Below are 22472 nucleotides of genomic sequence, written 5' to 3'. Positions count from 1 at the left end.
TATGTTTAAAAATAAAATAAGTCTAATCGTTCTGTTAATAATACTATTTGTTCTAAGTATCACCACAGTACTTTCCTCGATTGCGTTTGGTTCTATTAAGATCAATTTTACCGAAATATATGAAATTATAGTAAAAGGACAGCAAACACGAAATTATCAGATCTTAGTCAATATAAGACTTACACGAGTAGTATTCGCAATTGTAGGAGGAATGAGCTTGGGTATTTCTGGGTTGCTGCTACAAATTGTCTTAAGAAATCCTATGGCCGACAGTGGGTCTTTAGGGATATCATCTGGAGCATTATTTGCTACAACTTTAGTGTTATTAGTAATCCCACTCAATTCTGATTTAGTCCCATTAGTTTCATTCGTAGGTGGAATGGGTTCTTTTTTCTTGATACTTCTAATTTCTTGGGAAAAAGAACTTACACCAGTGAGGTTGATCTTAACTGGAGCTGCATTAAATGCAATTCTGCGCGGTGGACAGTCGTTATTTATTACATTATATAGCGACAAACTACAAGGAGTAATAACTTGGCAAAATGGCAATCTAGCTGGAAAGACATGGCAAGAGTTCTGGCTATATTTGATGTACATTATCCCTGCATTTATCACCATAACTTTATTGCATAGAAAGATCAACGTATTAAATTTATCAGAGCAAACGAATTATAGTTTGGGAGTTCCGATTGCTAAGTATAGAATGATTGTAGCTACCTTGGGTGTATATATATCTGCGATAACTGTTTCACAATTGGGGATGATTGGATTTGTAGGTTTATTAGTTCCTCATATGGCTAAGAGCATTGTTGGAAGTAGTATGAAAAAGTCGTTGCCTCTTACTGCGATATTGGGGTCGAACTTGTTATTATTAGCTGATCTATTATCAAGAACGATAGCATCTCCAATAGAAATTCCCATTGGTACAGTTATGTCAATAATAGGAGGTCCGTTCTTCCTTTATTTAATTTCAAGAAGGAATAAAAAATATTAATGAAAAAGAAAAGCATGTTAACAGGTGAAAATTTAAGTTATCAATATAAAGAAAGTAAATCAAAAGTCGTCAAAAATGTAGACATAGCAGTTTATAAAGGAAAGTTTACAGCCATAGTCGGTCCAAATGGTTGCGGTAAGACAACGCTTTTTAAGTTATTAATGGGTGAATTAAAGACTGATGAAGGTATTGTAAAATTTGAAAATGAAAATATTTTAAACATTAAACCGAAAGAACGGGCGAAGAAAATTGCAATTGTACACCAGCGTAATCAGGCAATCGAAGGTTTTACCGTGAAAGAGGTAGTTGCTATGGGGAGGATCCCATACCAAGGAATTTTCAAATCTTGCACTGAAAGAGATGAGATTATTCAAAATAATGCTTTGTCCTTAGTAGGTCTCGAAGATTTAGCTAATAAATACTGTACTCAATTATCTGGAGGGCAACTTCAAAGAGTGTGGCTAGCTTTAGCGTTAGCACAAGAACCTGATCTAATACTACTTGACGAACCAACAACATATTTAGATATAAAATATCAAATTCAACTCATGGAAATGATTAGGGAACTTGTTGACAACCACGGAATTACCTGCCTTGCAGTACTCCATGATTTAAACCTCCTTATAAATTATGTTGACTATGTTTACCTCATGAAAGAAGGTAAATTCGAGGATTCGGGACCCACTGATAAAATTATTAATTCCAAAAATTTACAGAGTTTATTTGGTGTGAAAGGAAACGTTTTGAAGAGTATTGGTGGAAGAAAAGTTATTGATTTATATTTAAGTAAGGAAGATGAATATGTACATAAAGATGTTAAGTTTGGCGCAGTCTTATAGGTTTAGGGCCTCAATAGAAATATTTATAAAATTTTTCGACAGTTTTGTTTTGCTTACAACGATACTTGCTGTGTATAATTTATTCCTGAATCGATTACACTATTTTGTCGGAATCATTGTCCTTTTGTGTATTGTAAAAATAATAGCACTAAGCAAACAGACTAACTTCATTATCAAGTGGTCTCAGAGTTCTGTAGATAACATTCTATTAAAATATATTGAATCAGTCTATAAGAATTCTCAATGGGGAATTAAAGATGAAGAAATGGTAGAAATAGTTTCTGGAGATATAGATTCTTTAAAAAAAATTGCTGTCTTTTACGAAGAAATAATTCCACAGTTTGTTTTGATAAGTATGTACTATTTGTGTTTATTTGTAGTTTCTGTGTATTACAGAAGTACTATTTTTCTTATATTTATTATTGTAATAACTTTAATTCATTCATTTCATTTATTAATTAAAAAGTATCGATTGAAAATATACAAGGCTCGGGAAAGTAGCTACATAAATATTAAATCTAAGTTTATTGAGAATATTAAAGGATTAAACACTATCATGATGTATGATGTGGATGATTATTTTCAGAAGATTTTTGAATCTAGTGCAGAAAAATACAGAAAAAATACGATGGATTCGTTATCAGTAAATCTATTGGAATCTAACATCAGAATAACTATCGCAAATGCGGGCATAATAGTTGTAACTTTACTACTTGTGAATATGGATAAAATTCCTTTTGAAATGAAGACTTTGATGTTATATCTCAATATTTTAATCTTCATGTCTACAAAAAAGTTTGCATATGCAAACAAACAAATTAAAATGATAGAACCAGTACTAAAACGAGTTTTAAGCTTAATTAATAGTGTAAATAATTATAGTGTTGAAAAGAATAAACAGACTATAGAAACTACAATTAACTCTATTAGCCTGCATAACCTTTCCTTTTCATATAAAAAAACGAAAAGAATACTTGATAATGTCACTTTTGAATTTAGGAAAGGAAAATTATACAGTATTGTAGGTGAAAATGGAGCTGGTAAATCAACTTTAGTCGCTTTAATTAAGGAACGAATGCTAGTGGATGAAGGATCAATCAAAATTAATTCTATGAATATAGGAGAAATAAAAAGATCATATTTAAACGCACAGATTGCAGTAATTCCAAAGACAAGTTTCTTGTTTAACGCGACAGTAAGAGATAATCTGATGCATGCACTAGATAGTAGTATGAAATTTGATGATGCAATTGAACAACTAAAGTATTATAAACTATTAAATTTTGTACATACATTGCCTGAAGGATTTGATACAAATGTAGGTGAAAATGGTTGTTTACTTTCTCCTGGTCAAAAACAGCAATTAGTAATTGCGATGTTTATAATAAAAAATCGAGATGTGTATATCTTAGATGAGGCTACTTCTAGCATAAATCCTGACAATTCAGAAATAATATTAGATGCATTAAATAAACTAAAGAGAGATAAGATCGTAATTAATATTACTCATAAGTTTTCTGATATACAAAAAGCTGACGAAATTGTATTTATTAATAAAGGGGAAATAAAATATGGATCCCACCAGCACTTATTAATGGATGAGAGCTATATGAGCTTGTGTAAAAAGTTGGGAAGGGAGTCTTGATGAAAAATCTTATTAAATATGCTAAAAATTATCAATTGGAAATTTTGGCATCTAGTATTGGTGCCTTTATATATGCTTATGGCTATGTAATGATTATTTATAGCTCATTTGCCCTCTTGTTAAATTTCAGTTCTATTACTCATACAAATATTTTTATCATTGCTTTCTGGGCAATTGCAACAGGTATTGGGAATTCCATTGAGCATTATTATGGTCATGATATTGCATTTAGAGTATTAAAAGACTTCAGGTCTATGGTATTTCGCAAAATTAGGGTACTAGGACCACAGATTGTTGATAATAAGGATTCGTCAGAATTACTAAATCTTATTGGTAAAGATATAGATAATATAGAAGTGTTTTACGCGCATACTATCGTACCGCTAATAAAAATGTGCTGCTACATGGTGGGAATATTCATTTTTTATCTCAAATTAAATCTGCTTATCGCGGTAACAATCACAGCTACCAGTATCGTTGTTATATATCTATCAAACATCTTATTCAAAGAAGAGGCATACGATTTAAGCAAAAAATATCATCAAAAGAATGGACGTCTACATAGGAATTTACACGAGTTAATAGAAGGAAAAGATTCAATTATTCAGTTGAACATACAAGAAAAATTGAGTGAAAATATAAACAGAGATTTGACTTTACTCAATGCTTTAAAAGTAGAACGGCAGTACTATCAAGATAAGAGAATTAGAACACTTAATACAATATATTTGGTAGGATTTGTACTTCTGATATTATGTTTGCATAACACAATAGGCATAAATAAATTAAACATAAGTTATTTACTAATTTATCCGTTTGCATTTGAACCTTACAAGTCAATTACCAAACTACAAGTAACTTTGAGCAACGCTATAGTTGCGGCAGATAATATGTTTGCATTTCTAAATCTTAAGACTTCTTTTGAAGAAAATGGAAAGTGCATAAAAATAGATGTTTATCCTATTGAAATTGAAAATCTAGATTTTATTTATCCAGGGACTAAGGAACTTGTTCTTAAGAATATCAATCTAAAGATAGAAAAAGGCGAAAAGATAGGGATCTATGGTGATAGTGGAGCAGGGAAATCTACATTGGTTAAAGTTTTGATGAAGTGGTATCCATATAGTAAAGGGAGCATCAAGATTGGAAGAGTTGAACTTAGCGAGATAAAGCAAAGTGATGTAATGAGAAAAATTAGTTATATGCCGCAGAATCCAGATTTTTTCACGTATAGCATTAAAGAAAACTTAAGAATGTTTGATGAAAGCATTAGCGAAGATGAAATATTGAAAGTTTTAGTCGAATTAAATCTAATTGAGAAAATTGAAACTTTAGAAAATGGAATAAACACAATATTAAGTCCCGATAATTTTGGTTGGTCAAGCGGTGAACTACAACGGCTTGATTTGGCAAGAACACTATTGCATAAATCAGAAGTTCTGATTTTAGATGAACCATTGAGTAATATTGATAATAAAAACGAGTTTAAAATATTAAATTATATTACAAAGTATTATACTGGGATAGTAATTATTATTTCTCATAGATTAGAAGCCTTTACTATTTGCGACAGGATTTATCAAATTAACAATAAAAATTTAGTGAAAAAAATTTAGGTTGTAAACGTAGTTTATATCAATATTGTTATTATTCTAAACAAAAAAGCTTTAAATATATATTAGTTTTGTTGTCTAAATTGTAGGCTTGAAGTTGAACGGGTACTATCTTTTCATCCAATCAGAATAAGATATATTCAGGATATTTTGGAATGTGATATAAAAATCGAAACATCTTAATTAATTCGTGACAAGTAAAGTTAAAAAAATTACACATTTTTGTAATTCAAATTCGGTGTCACAATAAACTGAATGAGCATTTGTATGTACACAGTTGTATAGCTCTTCATATTCTAGTGTTGGTGATAAATCATCAGCACTTTTTATGCATAATTTTGAATATAGTACTAGACATTGATGATTTGTATGACTTACCTAAGCTACACACTCTATGACAGGCGATCGACTATATATTCGAATCTACCACTATTGTGCTTAATTCAATATTACATATACCACGAGTTTAGATAATCATGACTATCAAATTAACAGCTAAAAAGTATCGGCAGATTTAATTGATCAGTCTAAATCTCGCATCGGTAAACCGATGTTCACTTATTCAAATAGAGAGTTAGAAGCATTTAACAATCCAATTAATGTAATAGAGTGTATCTCTTTAATTGGATATCGAAACATCTATAATTCTAGATCAATAGTTTTACTAATATCAAACCCTTGGTACAATTATGAATAAAAGAACCATCATCATATTTTTATGACGATGGCTATAATTCTAAATATATTGGATTATTTATTCAACACAAAATTTAAAAGAGCCGATTATAATTATTACTGGAATTGATAATATATTGAAATTTATTATTTTTTTAACTTGTCTTTAATATCTTCGATTACATTTTCAGTTGTTTCTTTAATATCTTCAATTACGTTTTCTGTTTTATCTTTAATGTCTTCAATCACATCTTCTGATTTTTCTTTTACGTCGTGAGCTACTTCTTTAACCTTACCAATTGCTTGATCAACAACACCTTCAGTCTCTAATTTTTCATTGTCAGTCACTTTTCCAATAGTTTCCTTAGTTTTACCTTTAATCTTGTCGCCTATACCTTTATCAACCATATATATACCTCACTTTCTAATAAAATTATAACATGAATAAATTTATTATGTAACTAGTATAATTATTTTGAAAATCCATATCTGAGTGAAGACATCTAGTATTGACTGGTCTTTATTCGAAAAGAAAAAACACCAAACTAAGTCTGATGTTAACCAATACTTAATTGCACTGATTTCACGATATGAATAATTATACAATCTTACGTTGCCATGCATTGCCATTTGTTTTTCTATAGTTGCTGTTAACAAAATCGCAGTTTAATAAGAAATCATACATTGATAAAGGATCCTTTCACTTAAATTTAACTTTCTACTCGTATTCGCAGTATTACTTAGTTTATATCAAATTTTGATGCGTGTATATAATTTTGTTCTGTTTCTCATTATTAATAGATACCAAAGTTAATTTTTCAAGAAATTCAATTACCAATGAGAAGAGTAAACTGAATGCTTTTTCAATGTATTTGCTCCATATGTACGATCAATAATACAAAGTGAGTGTTTTGATAGCGTTTAAATATTTTGAGACTTATTTATTCAATTAAACCGCACTCTGAGCATGAGAAAAAACTTGCCAACATATATAACTCGCCCTCTATTGATTTTAGGATTTATAAACCAATAAGGAATTTGCCTTTAAGGACCCAATCAGCGCCAATATAGTCGAAAATGGTTTTATCACAAGATATAATTTGAGATGAAAATATTGTTCGGAAAATATCTAAATGTAATAATCAACTAAATCTTTCGTTTCATGCTACAGTATGGACAATTACTACTCACTAATTGAGAAGTTCTATTTTTAACAGTAGCAATCCATCGATGATTTTTTTCACACTTCCAGTATACCCTTATATTGCTCCCATAAGTGATACTTGTAGGTAATATAGTGTTCTTTTCGAAATCCCATTCTTTAATTAGTTGAGGGTGTGTAGTGTTCAAGTCGTTAAAGTTTATTAGTACCTTCTTGTTCGAGCAAATAGGACATTCTTGTCCATTTGTCCTTTTTTCAATCGATGTAATCCAAGAGTGTCCATGGATGCATTTCCATGAAACCTTCTTTTTACTTCCGAAGGAGACTTCAGACGGAAGTAAAAAATTACAGCTGAAATCCCATTCGTCGATTAGATATGGGTGTGTAGTGGCTAGATCATTATAACCATTGAGAATTTTTTTATTTGAACATATCGGACATCCTGTGGGAGTTCGTCTCGATTTATTTGTTCTGCTGTTTAAACTGGCTATCCATTCATGTCCTTTGCTGCATATCCAATGTATTTTTCTTTTACTACCATACGTTATAGTGCTTGGAAGGATATCATTTTTGTTATAGTTCCATTCTTTGAGCAATTCAGGATGAGTATCATTAAGGGTAAGTATCGACATGAAGCAACTCCTATTCTTACATCGGAGAAAACAATTCTAATATACTGATTTGGTTTAGTTTTTGTGAAAATGTGTAACGATAAGCACCAAACAAAAATTGAATAAATTCTTTTATCGCAGACCGCACATCATAAATACCTATGTATAAAATGAACTTTAAAGCTCTCTATTTGCATTTAAAGTATAGCCCAAACCTCTAATTGATCTGATCAAATTATTTCCTAACTTCTTTCTGATATTTCTTATATGAACATCAATACTTCGATATATTTTATCTTCATTTTCTTCATTGTTTTTCACATGAGGTTTTAATACCATATACAATTCTTTTCTAGAAACAGGTTGAGTTAGTCTTTTAAATAAGTGTTTTAGTATTTCAACTTCGTAATTGGAAAGAGACACTTCTACATTATTCATTTTAGCCATTCTTTCTGCTGTGTAAATTGTCCACCCTCGAATTATAAAGTTAGTGCGGTCATAATCATCATTTAAGTTTTTAAAGTTTTGGATATACTTTTCCAAGTGGATTTCAATGGGGTTACCATAGAAAGAGTAATTTAACGATTTTCTCTTTATTAAATACAATTCAATCTCTTTAGAGTATTCGAAGACGTATAAAATGTTTGCTAGAGGATTAGTATGATAGATTATCTTTTCTAAATCGTCTAAATTGCCACTAAGATCCGAGGGTATTAAATTTATGATGAAGCCATCAAAGTGGATAGATGTATTTTGTGCAAGAGCACTTACAAATGAATCGAAGTTATATATTTCAACAACATTATCGCCCATTCTAGACGTATACATAGACTTGAACGCATTACCATACTCGGTTCTTATATTAATAAAACATATTTTTTCCATTGATTCCTCCTGAAAATTAAACGTATCGGAAATTAGAATAATCAACAAGTTACAGAAGTTTCTAAAAAAGAACGAAAAGTTTATCCTCAATTAAAAATAAGCAGATGCAAAAAAACAGAAAATAATAGCGTTCTTAATTTTCATATTTTAGTTATATTATTATTATACATTTTATTTTTAAATATTGAAATTTTTTTGGATTGTTTGTGTATTTTATTGTTTATTTGTGAGTGGTGGTTCATTTTTTAAAAAAAATAGTAAATTAATTGTGAAAAAACACTCATTATGTTAATATATGAGCTATGTTTTGATTTAAAAAGGAGGATCTATGAGACCAAACAAATCTAAAAAACTACTAAATGCTTTATTATCTATTATACTGTTTTCCATGCTCTTTATGCAAAGCTCATTAAATTTTATGAATGTAGCAGCAATCTCGGAGGATATAGAATCAGAAAAATCGTATGTAGAAAGTAAATATCCCGAGTATACGATTGTAGAAGTCGACGATAAAAAATATATCGATCCTAAGGATGGATATACACCACCAGAAATTAGTGAAACAGTAACAACAACAACTGATGGCATTTATACAACTGAAACAAAAATCACAAAAAATTCCTGTTCTGTAAATTTAGGTGCTTCAGCTGTTATAGATAGAAATTTAGATGATTATTCTAACAATGGTTTTCTTTCTAAAGTCTTGAAGGATAAGTATCCAGCGTATATGTCATTACACCATTGGCAGCAAGGTATTTCGAATAGTAATGTATTGAAACAAATGTGGCGACCACTATTCACCACTAAGGTGGGTATTCAGAATGCAATCATGAAAATTACACTGCCATATGATGGTTTAACATATGTTGATGCAACAGATTGGGCAATCACGCGGTATCTCCCTTCTACAGATATAGACGGGGCTAACCATCCTTATCAGACTAAAATTGAAGTGGTATCGATGAACCAAATAGACAATGAATTGATTTTTGATTTAGGGACCATCCCTGCAAACAGTGCCATCAGCTTTGTTTTGACAAAATCATTTGCTACGGAAGTAAATCTATCTGAAAATCTTTCAATAGGATCGATTGAAGTTACAGGATCGTGGGTAAAAGGTGAGTTGGATAATTTTAATTGGGATACGTTAGCGAAGCCGTGCAGCGAAACAATTACAGAAAAAACTACTACTCCCTTAATTCCTTTAGAACCTGTTGTTCCGGTTGATCCAGTAGACCCGGTTGATCCAGTAGACCCGGTTGATCCAGTAGACCCGGTTGATCCAGTAGACCCGGTCGATCCAGCAGACCCAGTCGATCCAGTTACCCCTGTAAAACCTGGTATACCAAATGAAAATCAAAATGATTCCACGATAGGTGAGCAAACACTTCCAAATACCGGTGTGGGCAATGTACAACTTGTGCTTGGACTTACAACATCTAGTCTGGGTGCATTGTTAGTTTTTTTGTCAAAGATTAAAAAATAAGATTAACTATTAACTTTTTAAATGTCCAGAAATGAAATTAGAAACTAAAGAGAGGCGTAATATTGTATTATATCTCATAATATAATGGTACAAAACCGACGCTCTTTCCTTAATTCAAATTTCAACCGCACCAGCACAGGTGCGGTTGTTTTATAATAATAAAAGGAGCCCACCCGACTAAAAGGAGCTCCCATATGAAGTATAAACAATTAGATAAAAAAATGAAAGTTCAGATTGATGTTTTATTAAGCATTGGTTATTCAATGCGAAAAGTTGGACGAGAACTTAATATTTCTCATTCGACAATATCACGTTATAAAAATAATGTTTACTCGAAAAGAACCGTGGATATTCGCAGGGAAATATTCGAATCTGATTGATTACCTAAATTCTCATTATGAGCCGAAAGTACACTCAGTTGAAGTCTGCTTAAGTAATTATAAACGGTATCACCCTTATAAACCTATAGTATCAGCTCAACAGGTTTATAACTGGATCAATCAAGGTAAACTAATTATTACTCCTGATAAGATGTGATATAAACGCCGTAAACGTAATAAACCTCTAAGTGGCATGATGAATCATTTCTTTTGGAATATGGATACTAAAACTGTACTCCCAATAGGTCTAAGGCCCAAAAACATCGAGAAACATGATGAGATAGGTCATCTAGAGATTGACTCAATTATTGGCAAATAGAATGAAGAGACAGCCATAATTTCAATTGTAGACCGATGTTCAAGAATGACTTGGCTTATCAAAGCTGAGTATCGCTATGATTACTATACGTCATCATTAATCTATAAATTCATAGAGAAAAATAAAATTGTTACAAAATCTATAACTGTTGATAATGGATTTGAATTTAAGACTATGGGTATCACGGCCAAGAGACTTGGTGTCAAACTCTATAAGTGTGATCCGTATTGTTCTTTTCAACGTGGAACGAATGAACGAGCGAATGCGATTGTTCGAAGATTCATTCCAAAAGGACGGTCACTATATAATTTAGGGCAACAGTATCTCGATGATATTTGTTTTAAAATTAATTCGATGCCACGAAAAATATTTGACTTTAAAACTTCCTATGAGATAGACTTTAAGAAAAGTCAAAGTGGTGCGGTTGAGATTTGATAAAAGAAAGAGCGGCGTAATATTGTATTATATCTCATAATATAATGGTACAAAACCGACGCTCTTTTAATAGATTCGAACACTCCTAGCTTATAAGTTGATAAATTATTTGTTCAATTACTAAACATGTCAGAAAATCTAATATCATATGTTTTGTTTTTTTTAGTAAAGAATTTCTATTTTAATTACAATTTTGATAACTAAATATATTTAGAATCTTATTTGAATCTAACTTGACAGACAGTGCTAAGAGCCATATTAAACTTTATTGTCATATTTTCAGCAAGAAAATCAAAATATATTTGAGCGTATTTGATAGTTTATATTCATAGTTGACAGAGAGATTAATTGTGATTAAATTTACAAATTTCGACTTAATTGTTACGTTTTATTTGTTATACTGTTAGAATTAAAAATATATAGAAAGGGTGATTATAATGAAAGAGTTTAAAAATATCTTCATTGGTTTTGGTAAAGGCGCAAAAACACTTGCAAAAGAACTTTCCAAACATGGAGAATCTTCATTGGTAATTGAAAAGTCAGTGGAAATGTATGGGGGAACATGTATCAATATCGGTTGTATTCCTTCCAAATCATTAATACTATCTGCTTCGGAAGGTAAACCACAAAATTTGGCTGTTTCCATTAAAGATGAAACTACTCAATTACTACGTAAAAGAAACTATCATATGCTTTCGGATGACAAAAATATTACTGTTCTTGACGGGACAGCACGATTTTTATCTGACAAAATTGTTGAGGTGACTGATGCTTTAGGTAATAGAGTGAAAATTACCGGCGATAGAATCTTCATTAATACTGGCTCCGTACCAGTAGAGCCGAAGTTAAGTAATTTAATTCAAAGCGAGCATTATCTGGATTCAACTAAAGCAATGGAATTACTTGTCACACCAAAAACCATTGTAGTAATTGGAGCAGGTTATATTGGATTAGAATATGCCTCAATGTTTAATGATTTTGGGAGTAAAGTGACAATTATTGATGAAAGAAACGAGTTTATGCCTAATGAAGATCATGATGTTGCAGAAGCAGTATTACAATCTTTGACAAAAAAAGGAATTGAGATTAGGTTGGGAGTGAAACTTAAAGAAGCTGAAGAAACTGATGGAATTTTGAAGTTAACCATTTCTACTTGTGATGGAAGAAATGAAACCATTTATTCGGAAAAGGTACTTGGAGCAATAGGGAGAAAACCAAATACTGAACATTTAAATCTTGAAAAAACAACAATTGAGGTTAACGAAAGAGGGGCAATAGTTGTCGATAAGTATCTTCGAACCACAGCAAAGGGGGTTTGGGCACTTGGTGACGTAAAAGGAGGATTACAATTTACTTACATTTCACTTGATGATTATAGAATCGTACTTGATTCCTTGTATGGAGACGCTCGGCGAACTACAGAAAATAGAGGAAATGTTCCCTATACACTCTTTATAACTCCACCGTTATCTCATGTTGGAAAAACTGAAAAAATTCTGACTAATGAAGGTAAGACTTTTGATGTTTACAAACTCGATGTTTCTAGAATACCTAAATCACATGTGATTGGTGACAAGGAAGGATTATTTAAAGTAATTGTAGATCCCCAATCAAGAAATATTTTAGGTGCAACTTTATTTGGGAATGAATCTCACGAAATGATCAACCTATTATCCCTAGCAATCGATTTAAAAGTGGATTACCATACATTGAAAAACAGAATTTATACTCATCCCACAATGACTGAGTCACTAAACGATCTCTTTTAAAACTTGAGGGTTTCTAAATTAATGAATCTCAATGACATAAGAAATTGAGCTTTAGCATATAAAAAATCACAACAAATTACTAATGATTCTTGCTTTGCAGCTGGATCAAGTTTGTTGTGATTTATTTTCCAGAATACGAATAGGTTGATCCGTATAAGTAAACGGAAATACTTCGTTGAAAGACGTATTGTCAAGAATAATAAAAATGAAGAATATCTATTTAATAGACAACTATACTATAAGTGATGATAAATTTAATTGCAATAATTACTGATCAAATCTGTTATAAAAATTAAGGAATAGGTGTGAATGATGATTTATTGACTACATTTTTGAGGTCAGTGAGCATAGTGATAAATTTTTTGACCTTTAAGTGGGACACTGTAAGCACTCATCAATTCCGAAACAGTCACAAATTCAAAGCCCTGTGCTTTCAATTGTCGAGCTGCACATTCAAAACCCTCATAAGTTGAATTATAGATATCGTGCATTAGTACGATGTCTCCTTTAGAAGTATGTCGCATGATTTCAGTACAAACCGCTTTCCCGTTACGTGATTTCCAATCTTTTGTATCTACAGACCAGTTTACAATTGGATTGTCAAAATAGCTCATCACTGTTTCATTTACTGCGCCATAAGGTGGTCTTAACAATAGCGTACCTTCACTATTTAAAATTTTATGAATTTTTTGTGACGACTCATTAATCTGGAATAAAATATCTTTTTTGGAAATTGTCGTTAAGTTTGGATGATCATATGAGTGATATGCAATCTCATGTCCTTTTTCTGCTGCTGATTTCACGATCTCAGGATGTTTCTCAAGTAAGGATCCGAGTGTAAAGAACGTTGCTTTTCCACCAAGCTCTTCTAAAAGGTTTAAGACTTTCTTTGTCACTTCAAAGTGAGGTCCATCATCAAATGTCATTGCAACCAGTTTTTTGTTTCGATCCATCTTACGTGGAATGTATACATAAGGTACTTGTGTTGGTTGTTTCGCATCCTTGAAATAACCTTCAATATCCGCACGTTCTAATGTAACGTCACCAAATGCGAGAGATTTCTCAGATAAATAATAGGATGCTTGTGATTTCAATGTCTCATAAGCATTTAATAACATGATTTGATCATATGACTTTGGCATGCTCTTAAATGCGATATGCTTTAATGCATCATCACGCATGAGTTCACTCAACGGATACCCTGCACCATCTTCTGTTTTCAATGTCATCATTTCTGTTGAGACTTCCGCATTATCCACAGACCATACGAAACGAAGCGTTACGGCTTCTGTATTAATATTCTCTGCTTGATAATCCAATTTTGCTTGTGTTTCTGCATCTGGATTCATGGCTTCAAACGTTGTAACGTATGTGGATACCTTTTCTTGAATCACCTCATTGAGTTCTTTTTGTTTAAACTTAGGATAGTATACAATTGCTTGATTTTTACCCGTCTTATACTTCTTGTACTGCATTTCACCTGATGCTTTTTCCTTCGTTTCTACCTTCATCCAGGATGGCATTGAAGATTTCTTCAAATAGAATAATCCTGCCGTACCTAACCCAAGAACTAATAATAGAATGAGAACCCACGCTACAGGTGTTAATTTACGTATTCTTGAATGTTTCATAATTTTCTCCCACATTCGTTACTTTTAACCAATTAATGGTTTATGTTTTCAATCACAAGTAGAAATAATTGGAAATAGTTAAGATTTATTATTTTTGGTTTAAAATAATTGTATTCATAAAAAGCACTTGTGGATGTTCCCATGTCATAAAACTGGGTCATATGTACAAAGTGCTTTTTAAGTATCACAAGTTGCTAAAAAATCATACTTGTCAACACTATAAGGAAATTTAATTTATTGTAATGTTAGTCTTTCTTGTTAGTAAATGCAATCATTAATGCTCCTAAAAAAGTAACGATGAACCCACCAATTAATTGAGTATTTGCAATTCCAGTTTTTGGTAGAGTTTGTGCATCTTCTTTAGAATCATTTTGTTTTTCATTTGTCGTTTCATTTGTCGTACCAGGTACTATAGGGGTAACTGGATCGGCTGGATCAGCTGGATCAACTGGTTCGACTGGATCAACTGGTTCGACTGGATCAACCGGATTGGAAGGTTCTAAAGGAATTAATGGAGTTGTATCTTTTTCCCATTGTGCCTCATAAGTAGTTTGACCTATCACAATGTCTGACATCATAGGAGTCCACCCTATGAAAGTGTAGCCTTTTCTTATGGGGGTCCCAATAAATTTAGGTGTTGTTGCTCCTTGTATAGTTGTGAAAACTTGATCCTCGAAGATATTTTCGTCTTCAACTCCATCAGTGTAGGTGACGGAAACTTCTTTAGCTAATTTTTTATATGTAAATACAATTTCTTTAGAATTTTTTTCAAGGAGCCCATTTGTATCACCAGTTGTAGAAGTCAATTCATAATTATTTATTAGCTCAGCATCAACATTGTAGGCATCACCAATAAATCCTGAGATAGTAAGAGCATCTCGCAAATTATTACCATCTTCATCAACATATCTAACTGTTAAGTCAGCTGCTGTATTTTTTACAGAATAATAATGAACATAGATTGATCTAGCAAAAGCTCCCCCCTGGAATTCAACAATAATAACGTGTTTGCCTGCATTTTTGTTGTATTCCTTAGGTATTACAATCGTATCCCCTTGAATTGCTTGGTCAATTTCAATAGGTTGTGATTTATTGATAATTTCGTCCCAACTATCACCATCATTATACTGTGCTATCGATAATTGGAGTTGATGTTCCCCTTCGGTATGTAGTTTTGCAAATGTTGAATAAATACCTAATGGATTTAGAACATAATCAGTTTCATCTGACACTATTTGACCATCAACCGTCGCATTGTATTGTCCGTTTAGCCAAGTTTCATTTTTATTTTTGATGAATTCATACTCTTCTATTGTAATGTCAGTCAGATAATTATAGCCAAACTGGACTGTTTGCAACTTTTCTAAAGCGGTTAACCCCATTGGAAGTGTTGTTAGCTCAGCACCATATGCGTATAGAGTTTGCAAATTTTCTAATTTTGAATAGTCGCCAGGCATTGACTTTATTGGTGCATTTGTAACATTTAGGAAACTTAGGTTTTTCAATTGGGTTATACTTTCAGGTAAACTCGATAAATTGGTTAAGTTTATATTAAGTGTTACGAGTTCCTGTAGCTCTCCAATTTCCGAAGGGACGGGACCACTCATTGCTCTGTTAGATTGTAACGACAGTTCCTTTAAAGATTTTAATGACAATATTTCTACAGGGAATTCAGTGAAATCATTTCCAAACAAAATTAAATTTGTAATGTTTGAAAAATTTTCCAAACCTTTCAAGGAAGTGAGGCCTTTGCTAGAAATTAGCACATGATTTAAATTTGCTATATCGTGATCAGTAACAATATAATCAAGGTTTTCCTTTCCTGATAAAATAATTGACATTTCCCTTGCTAAGTTTTGATCGGGGAAAATGTCAGTTACTGTTTTTCCACTTGCGGTGGATGCAGCGGCACCGATTGGACTGGAACCCCATACAACCATTAATATCAATGCCAGAAAGGTTACAAATGTCTTTTTGCTTTTCATATGTCCTCCTTTTACACTATAGTGTATTATACTCATAGTATAGTCTATTGTAGTTAGATTGTCATTTTCTTTTGATTTAAAGTATATAAAAGTCTATTTTTTATATACTTTTAGAAAATATTCTAAAAAAATGATGTGAAGTGCAAAAAAAAGATGCTAATTAAGGTAGTTTTGTATTTTGACAAATAGCTTCTAATAATCTTCAAAAATAAACAAATTTACGAAAAATTACGGTGATGTAACTCTTGCAATGTTACTTCATTTATCAAACAAATACTTTATTTTATTGCTAGCATTAATGCAATTGTAGTGTTAATAAGAGTAAATTTTGTTGGATTCTACCAGATTAGAATATAATTATGGGTCGATGGGTCAGTGATTTATGCGGAAATTTCAAAAATTTTAAATTAGTGTTAAAAAATTACATATGTCATTTTATTATTAATCGATGCTACTGGTAGATTTAATATTTTATCAATCTAATGGAAAGATTAGCATCTTATTAGTTTCATTTTAGAGAAATTGATAAACTCGTGTCGACGTTTCTGAAAAGCTCAATCAATTTATTAGAGTCTTCTTCAAAGATTTGACGAGCATTTCAAACCTAATTAATTAACGTTTCGAATAAATTATGCAAAGCTTTTATCTGAAAGAATTGATGAATGAGGATTGATTATTTTGTGTAGAAATAAATAAATTTTATTCTAGGTAATAGAATGTGGTTTATTTACCTAGTCAAATCAAACTAGGATTCTACGCTCATTATACAGAACCTATAAACGTATAATAATTAATGAAAACGAAAGTATTATAAAGTTATGTAAAGAGTATCTGGTACTGAAGATGTAGAATAGATATCCCATATTACGAAACAAATAAATTTATAGTCAAACATGTGTATAAGAAATATTTTCAAAGTGACAATGAACGCAAATATCAATGATCATGTTGAAAAATGTAATTGTCAACAAATATTACTATTAATAAATAATATAGCTATCTCAATAATTGGCATGTAACTAATATATGTTTGCCAAATTGTAATTAGTTTGATATGACTAAATTGGGTGTAAGTAGAATAATTACTCTGTTGTTACTCACGTAAACATTTGTTAGTTTTTCAGTACTTCACGCCTCAATTATTATTGTGCATTTTCTTACGCACAAATTCTCATAAAATCCTCATAAATTGAATTGGAATTATTAAGGTTTACTAAATGCAGTAATTATAGCACAATAATAAAAGGAGGTGATTTAATGACGTATCAAATACAACTTGGATCGTGGATTTTATTTTCAGAAATACCAAATGTTAGAGTCTATGAGTGTATGGAAGAGTATGTAGTACACGCTGGTGAAAATCATGATGAACAAATTTGCCAATTTTCGTTAGCTGGTTCTGAACAAATATTGATCAAATCAATTGCTTGGGGAGTTAAGTTAGAATTTAATACCAAACACAAAAAGATTAATCTATTGCAATCAGGATATTTAGAATAATTTCAACTATGTATTACTGTTATACTACATACCAATGGGCAATGTGTATGGAAACTTTGATAGAGTCGATCTCTAAAAGTTTTAGCATTTCTAGTCGGAATAGGATTGCAAAATTATTACTAATATTCTTATTCTGAAAAGCAAAAGAATGAACTGAAATTTAAAATTTTTGGAATGATAAAATTTTTTTAACTGGAAATCATAGTAGTAGAAAAAACTATTAAACTCTAAAAAAACTACGAGAAAAGTGCGTGTAAGATGATAATAATTTGTTTATTATTATAGATCGTACTATTTGTAGTTTTTTTATGCAATTTAGTTTTCAGTAGCATAATTTAGTAAAGAAGTAATTAATATTGTAGATATTATAAACTCAAATTGAAAAAGCAATTTATAATCTCGATTAGTATTATGGGCTCGTAACAATTGTGAATTAGAGTATCCGTAACGATTAGTAAATTTTTCTTATATGATTGTGCTTTGGTTATTCAAAACTATTTATAGTAAATCTGTTAGAATTTTTATGTTCGTTCTATGAGTTTAAAATTTATATAGATATTTGTACATGAATTAAAGTGACTTGCGATCAGGCACATTATAATTTTAAAGTTAAGAATTTCTAAATAGAAGTAACGATGATTAGTTTTTACGCTGATATTTTATTGTATGAGAAATATTCATTAACCGTTAATGCATTTCCATGTTAACAATAAATTGCTATTTAACCCTTTTATTGTTAATATATGATTAAAATAGGAGGACATATATGAAGAGATTATATAAGGGTTTCTTTGTGATATTATTGACATTCACATTGTCATTTTCAAGTGTTTTTGCGAATTCAGACAATACTAGCTTATCAAATATAAATACAGATACTGCAGGTGTAACTGAGACGCTAGAAAACACTACTAATTCAGTAACTACAGACCAGGGTGATGATGAGCCAAAGTCTGAAACTGAACACGAACTTTCCGACCAACCAATGGTTGAGAATGCTTTAGAACCTAAAGATATTGGAGACGTTGAAAAAGAAGGGACTTTAAATATTGAAGCAAGGGCTGCAACTGCTGAGTTGCCTAAATTAGAGACAACAAACTCGATTGGAATTTCGCGATTTGAAATCAAAAATAATCGTGAATCACAAACTTACTTAGCTGGTGAAGAAACGTTAATAAACATTGGACTAGGAATGACAGATGAGAGTCCAGCACTTTCCAATGCACGAATCATTCTCCAAGTGCCTTTAAATCATGTAAACTCTATTACTGGATCGGATATCTCTTCTCAGACCTATAAAAAAATTTCAAAGGACAACGATTTTCATTATATTGAGTACGGATTAAGGCCAATTCAAGGTGGAGCAAATATCGATTTCCCTGTAAAATTTACAATGAATAACGGTTCGACCCCCGATAACTGGGAAGTTCCTGTTAATGCGAAAATTATTACGGATGATGGCACAACTTTAAAAGAAACGAGTGCTAACTATGTGTATACTGTAATGAAACCTAATTTACTTACCAAAAAAGTACTCATTGACTCAGTTTTCCAAACATCAGATATTTACACTGTCAACGCTGGACAAGAAGACACTAACAAACCAGGTTATTTATCGAACAATCGTGACGAGCTACAAAGTCTTGTTTTTTCATTTCAAGCTTCCTACGGAATTGATCAGTATGCACCTGGTAATAGGCTTTATGAAAAAGCAATAATACAGGATATTCTGCCACCTGAAGCGGTTTTTATAGCGGAAGATAATCCGGGTTGGACTTATGATGAAGCATCTAGAACCGCTGTTTACGAATACCAACCGACGAACCCTTTCAGGCTATCAACCGGTGCTCTTAAATACCGAGATTTTAGAGATGTTCAGCTCAAACTAAAGTTTCCTGGAGCTAAAGTGGGAGAATCTATCACAAACAAACAATCTGTTACCTTCTATCCGTCAAATATGTCGGACAAAGAGACTCCAACAACAATATCTGATGACATCATTTTCAAATTAAAGCCAACTCCAAAACCTGTTTCTTTTTTCGCGTCTAAACAACCTGCAAACGCTCGCTATTATGATGCGCCAAGTGGTAGAAATGCCATTCATTCCTGGTCATTGGGAATTGGGAATAATTCTATAAAAGCTGATTTTTCAGACTTGAAATTAGAAAATGTAGTTATTAAAGATCATTCACTGGATCCTAATTTGAAATTTAACAGTATCGGCATAGGGAGCTATGGCGTAGACACATTCGTCGGTTCATTAGATGTAATCGCGACGATGCATGATGGATCAATCCAAGAACTGGCCAAGAATGTAACGACAACCGTCGCAAGTAGTATTCCTTTCCCTGAAAATACAGCTTCTTTTGAAATTAAGTTTACAGAAGGGAGTTATTTGGTACAAGGAAAATCAATGTACTTTTATGTCTATACTGAATTAAAAAATAAAGAAATGGATGTTTTAGGCGAAAATGAACAAGAAAAACGCATGTATAATTCCGTAGAATTTTTGGGTAATTTTTCCAATACATCGACGATTAAAAGAACACTAACTAATTATACTAGGTATATTAAACCAGTTACAGAGCTTTCATTTTCTAAGAACATCAGTGGAAACCAAAGTTCGGCATTTTTGAATGATAATATTAATTATGAGTTAAAAGCAACTTTTTCTCGGGGAGTAAAAGATTTAGAAATTGAAGAACCAACAATCGTTGATTTACTGCCCCAAGGAATGGAATATGTAAATGGATCATCGGAATTCACTATGTATGTTTCAAATATTACTCAGGATTTCCCTGGGGGTGGAAGAAGAAACCTTGAACCAACAGTGATTCCTAATTACAAAGATTCAGGTCGTACAGGACTTGTTTGGGATATTGGAGCTTTCAGATTAGTGAGAGACGTTACATATAGTTCTACCATCTTCACAATAAATTATAAAGCAAAAGTGACTGAATTGGCTCAACAAGGCGTTAACACCAATGATGCTCGATTTGGCTGGAAGTATGAGAGCGCTCAAAATATTAATTATATAAATTCAGTTACTGGTGGATCAATTGTAGATGATACATATGATATCAATAATAATGGTGACACAAGTGACAAAGTGTTTCTAGCCACCAAAGAAATCAATTACGTTCCACCACGAGAATTAATTGTAAAAAAAGAGGTTAAAGGGTCATTAGACAACGTGTTCTTAAGCGATCCAAGTGAAGCGACAAGTGAATTAGGAACTGAATCGCAGTATCAATTCACTATTTTCAATAACTCGGTCGTTGACTATAATACGTTTTACATGTTGGATTTATTTCCGATGATTGATGACCGCACGGTTAGTGAAGACCAGAATTTAGAAGTTCCTGAAAGAGTTTCAAGGGGTTCCACATTCTCGCAAACCTTGACAAAACCTGTTACAGTTCCAGATAAGTTTGAAATTTTCTATACAACTGACACACCCGGGACGGATATGAAACAGTTTACGAGAGAAGGTACTTGGGTAAAAGAATTGGATGATTACTCAAAGGCCACTGCATTTTTACTCAAGCTAAAACCAGGTCAAACCTTGTCAAAAACGGAAGAGTATGTATTTACCGCAATATTTACCAATGCAACTAAGTATGACTTAATTGCAAGCGATAAAGCTGTCAATTCATTTGGGGCGGCTGTTAATGAAGGTTTAAGTTACACAGAATCAAATATGGTAACCAATAAACTGATATCATACTCAGTGGATGGGTATGTATTTGACGATTTTAATAAAAACGGTTTGTATAATGAACCAATAGATAAAGCTTTGAAAGATAATGTTGTACAACTGTTAGATGCAAATGGAAATGTAGTCCTTGATCTTGATGGAAAGCCGTATCATGCAACTACTGACGAGAACGGATACTATAAATTTGATGTGTACAGAACTGGTAATTACACAGTTAAAATCACTACACCATCAGGTTATGAACTAACCACGCCTACAGAAGGTGAGTTAGGATCAAGTATAGTTTCCAAAGAATCCGAAAAGTCTTCTCCATTCGAGTTGTCGAAAGCGAAACAAGTAGCCCGCATAAACGGTGGATATTACAAAGAAAAGAGTACTCTTATTGTTGAGAAGGAAGTACTAGACAGTAATGGTACTGAACTCGCAAGTGATCGCTCATTTAAATTTGAAGTCAAAGTAAATAATGTTCTTTACAGTGGAAGTGCTATTCTAGATGGTGAAACCATCCAAATTCAGAACGGGTCGGTCGCCCTAAAGAATCAAAGCAAACTTACCATTCAAAATATTGATAAAAACTCTTCCTACAGCATTCGTGAGATAGATACGAGTGGATACCTTGTGACTCCAGTTAACGGAGAATATGTGGGTACATTAGATGAAACAGAGAAGAGCTTATCTTTCACAAACAAATATGTTATTCCAAAGACATCGGTCACAGGAACAAAAGTATGGATTGATGGTCCAGAAACGCATCCAAGCATTGAATTGCAACTGTATCGTAATGGTGAAGCGTATGGCGAAGCTGTGAGCGTAGCAAATGGTACC

13 protein-coding genes and 1 pseudogene are annotated in these 22472 nt (G+C 32.1%); 9 read left to right on the top strand and 5 right to left on the bottom strand.

Annotated features, from left to right (window positions below; all coding sequences use genetic code 11):
• Position 1: 1 nt before the first annotated feature.
• Genes GVV22_RS08410 through GVV22_RS08395 form a run of 4 tightly spaced genes read left to right on the top strand, consistent with a single transcriptional unit; the run spans position 2 to position 5094 of the window.
• Positions 2-994, top strand: a complete 993-nt coding sequence (locus GVV22_RS08410) for a FecCD family ABC transporter permease (protein ID WP_159649686.1) — start codon at positions 2-4, stop codon at positions 992-994.
• Complete coding sequence (locus GVV22_RS08405) at positions 994-1833, top strand: ABC transporter ATP-binding protein (protein WP_159649685.1); 840 nt, start codon at positions 994-996, stop codon at positions 1831-1833. Before GVV22_RS08410 ends, GVV22_RS08405 begins: the two co-directional genes overlap by 1 nt.
• The gene (locus GVV22_RS08400) at positions 1796-3478 is read left to right on the top strand and encodes an ABC transporter ATP-binding protein (protein ID WP_159649684.1); all 1683 of its coding nucleotides are present in this window, start codon (positions 1796-1798) and stop codon (positions 3476-3478) included. The genes GVV22_RS08405 and GVV22_RS08400 overlap by 38 nt, the downstream gene beginning before the upstream one ends.
• Entirely contained in the window at positions 3478-5094 is a 1617-nt protein-coding gene (locus tag GVV22_RS08395; protein ID WP_159649683.1) for an ATP-binding cassette domain-containing protein, read from the top strand. Before GVV22_RS08400 ends, GVV22_RS08395 begins: the two co-directional genes overlap by 1 nt.
• A gap of 819 nt (positions 5095-5913) precedes the next feature.
• On the opposite strand, the gene GVV22_RS08390 is transcribed toward GVV22_RS08395, so the two are convergent.
• The 3 genes from GVV22_RS08390 to GVV22_RS08380 form a co-directional block, all read right to left on the bottom strand.
• Positions 5914-6174: a CsbD family protein gene (locus GVV22_RS08390; protein ID WP_159649682.1), complete on the bottom strand. Its 261-nt coding sequence runs from the start codon at positions 6172-6174 to the stop codon at positions 5914-5916.
• 738 nt (positions 6175-6912) lie between these two features.
• Positions 6913-7560, bottom strand: a complete 648-nt coding sequence (locus GVV22_RS11220) for a zinc-ribbon domain-containing protein (RefSeq protein WP_159649681.1) — start codon at positions 7558-7560, stop codon at positions 6913-6915.
• A 156-nt stretch (positions 7561-7716) separates the two neighbouring features.
• Positions 7717-8424: a winged helix-turn-helix domain-containing protein gene (locus tag GVV22_RS08380; protein WP_159649680.1), complete on the bottom strand. Its 708-nt coding sequence runs from the start codon at positions 8422-8424 to the stop codon at positions 7717-7719.
• A gap of 328 nt (positions 8425-8752) precedes the next feature.
• Here GVV22_RS08380 and GVV22_RS11055 point away from each other — a divergent pair, with 328 nt between their 5' ends.
• The 3 genes and pseudogenes from GVV22_RS11055 to GVV22_RS08365 all read left to right on the top strand — a co-directional run bounded on the left by GVV22_RS11055 (position 8753) and on the right by GVV22_RS08365 (position 12813).
• Positions 8753-9910 (top strand): hypothetical protein, encoded by a 1158-nt coding sequence (locus GVV22_RS11055; RefSeq protein ID WP_236261944.1) that lies wholly within the window; start codon positions 8753-8755, stop codon positions 9908-9910.
• Between the two features lie 194 nt (positions 9911-10104).
• Positions 10105-11044: pseudogene (locus tag GVV22_RS08370) on the top strand (IS30 family transposase).
• A 437-nt stretch (positions 11045-11481) separates the two neighbouring features.
• A complete protein-coding gene (locus GVV22_RS08365; RefSeq protein WP_159649679.1) occupies positions 11482-12813 on the top strand; it encodes an FAD-dependent oxidoreductase in 1332 nt (443 codons plus the stop codon).
• A gap of 338 nt (positions 12814-13151) precedes the next feature.
• Here GVV22_RS08365 and GVV22_RS08360 read toward each other — a convergent pair whose 3' ends face one another.
• Together GVV22_RS08360 and GVV22_RS11000 are read right to left on the bottom strand one after the other, a co-directional pair.
• Complete coding sequence (locus GVV22_RS08360) at positions 13152-14444, bottom strand: polysaccharide deacetylase family protein (protein ID WP_159649678.1); 1293 nt, start codon at positions 14442-14444, stop codon at positions 13152-13154.
• 245 nt (positions 14445-14689) lie between these two features.
• Positions 14690-16429, bottom strand: coding sequence for a MucBP domain-containing protein (locus GVV22_RS11000; RefSeq protein WP_201290713.1), 1740 nt, complete (start codon positions 16427-16429; stop codon positions 14690-14692).
• 1257 nt (positions 16430-17686) lie between these two features.
• Here GVV22_RS11000 and GVV22_RS08350 point away from each other — a divergent pair.
• Both GVV22_RS08350 and GVV22_RS08345 read left to right on the top strand, forming a co-directional pair.
• Entirely contained in the window at positions 17687-17929 is a 243-nt protein-coding gene (locus tag GVV22_RS08350) for a hypothetical protein (protein ID WP_159649677.1), read from the top strand.
• A 766-nt stretch (positions 17930-18695) separates the two neighbouring features.
• Positions 18696-22472, top strand: a 3777-nt coding sequence (locus tag GVV22_RS08345) for an SdrD B-like domain-containing protein (protein WP_159649676.1), incomplete at its 3' end; no start/stop codon positions are given.

The sequence above is a fragment of the Erysipelothrix aquatica genome (assembly GCF_009828825.1).
Taxonomy (GTDB): Bacteria; Bacillota_I; Bacilli_A; order Erysipelotrichales; family Erysipelotrichaceae; genus Erysipelothrix; species Erysipelothrix aquatica_A.
This window is presented reverse-complemented; position numbering and strand designations above follow the sequence as displayed.